General features: G+C 61.6%; 1 protein-coding gene. It reads right to left on the reverse strand.

Annotated features, from left to right (window positions below; genetic code table 11):
• Positions 1-1,282, reverse strand: a 1,282-nt coding sequence (locus RBB42_RS28020; protein ID WP_306043973.1) for a ParB/RepB/Spo0J family partition protein, incomplete at its 3' end; no start/stop codon positions are given.
• Positions 1,283-1,462: the final 180 nt, after the last annotated feature.

Genomic DNA, 1,462 nt, shown 5'->3' on the forward strand with positions numbered 1-1,462 from the left:
GTGGGCGGGCAGGGGAGGGAGCGCCATCCGGATCTGCGGTGGTATCGTCCGGTTCGGGCGCAACAGGAATGTCCTCGGGCCGCACCAGGCCTTTCTCGACGCGCAACACCCCGTCATGGCCGATGGTCAGGACTACACCGGCGATAGCGCGATCTGCCTCGGCATAGGGTTGCCGTTCGCGCTGCATGGCTTCAATTTCGCGCAAACGCGGCTCGATGGCGTAGTATTCTTCGGTCTCCGCGTCGGTCCAGTCCTCCCCGTCGTTCTGCGCCGCCAATTCTTCCTCACGCGCGATGAGACGTTCCTCCTCGGCCAGCATGTCCGCATCCGGTTCGATGTCCTGCGGATAGACCCGCCCGAAACTGCGAAACGCGCCATAATCCACCGAAAGATGCACTTCGACCCATTTCCATATCCCTTCGAAGGGTTTGGCCGCAGCCTGCAGTTTCTCAATGGCGAGACGCTCCAAGAGGTCGGGGTTTTCCATATGAGCGGTTGCCCGGTCGTCGAAGAGATCCCGCAGCAGAACCCCGCCCGCCGCCTCATACGCCTCGATGCCGACAAATCGACCAATTGCCGAGTTCGCCGAATGTGCGGCCCCGGTCAGCTGACGTTTGATGCTCTGCGGATGGATGTGATAGCCGCCCTTCACGGCGTTCCAGACCGCGAGCTGGCGGTCATGGTCGTCGGTCAGCGTGAAAGCCATCACGCATTCGAGGGTCAGATCACCGGCACGAAACTGCTCGATGATTTCGGGTGCGACACGGGCGAGTTTGAGGCGACGGCGCACCAGGTCGACGGAGACGCCGAATTTGAGCGCAATCTCGTCTTCGCTGCGACCCTCGCCGATCATCTTGTCGAAGGCCTCGAACTGGTCTGCCGGATGCATCGCCGCGCGCTGGAGGTTTTCTGTGGCCGAGGTAAGGATGGCGTTGCGCTCGTCCTCGACAAGGCAGGGCACTGGATGATCAGCGGGGATCACACCGTCCTCGGCGAGTTGTTTCAGCGCCTTGAGGCGACGACCGCCTGCGTCGACGGCAAAACGTGTCTCGGAAAGTGCGTGAACCACCAGGTTCTGCTTGATTCCCGTCTCGCGGATGCTCGCAAGAATCTCGGCATCGTCGCTGGCGCTTGCGGCCACCTTGCGGACGTTGAGTGGGCTCGGCTCCAGCTTGTCGAGCGGGATCATCCGGATGTCGGCACCGCCGTCAGGCGCGGCCGATCCAACGGCTTCGGTCTTTTTTGAGGTGGTGGGATTCGGGCGGGTCGTGGTCTTGGCCATGGTCAGGGTCCTTGTCTCGCCGGACCCGGATGAGCCTCTCTCTATCCTTTCAAGCCCGGCACCCGGGCTTCCCTTTCTCTGGCTTTCACTGTGCGTTGACGTGTGAAGTGGTCCCATCTTTTCGGACAGGTTTGCAGCGTTTCTAAGGTGTATCGGGTTTAGGTTTCATGCTGCGTGTCG

This window comes from Mameliella sp. MMSF_3455 (assembly GCF_030733205.1).
Classification (GTDB): Bacteria; Pseudomonadota; Alphaproteobacteria; order Rhodobacterales; family Rhodobacteraceae; genus Antarctobacter.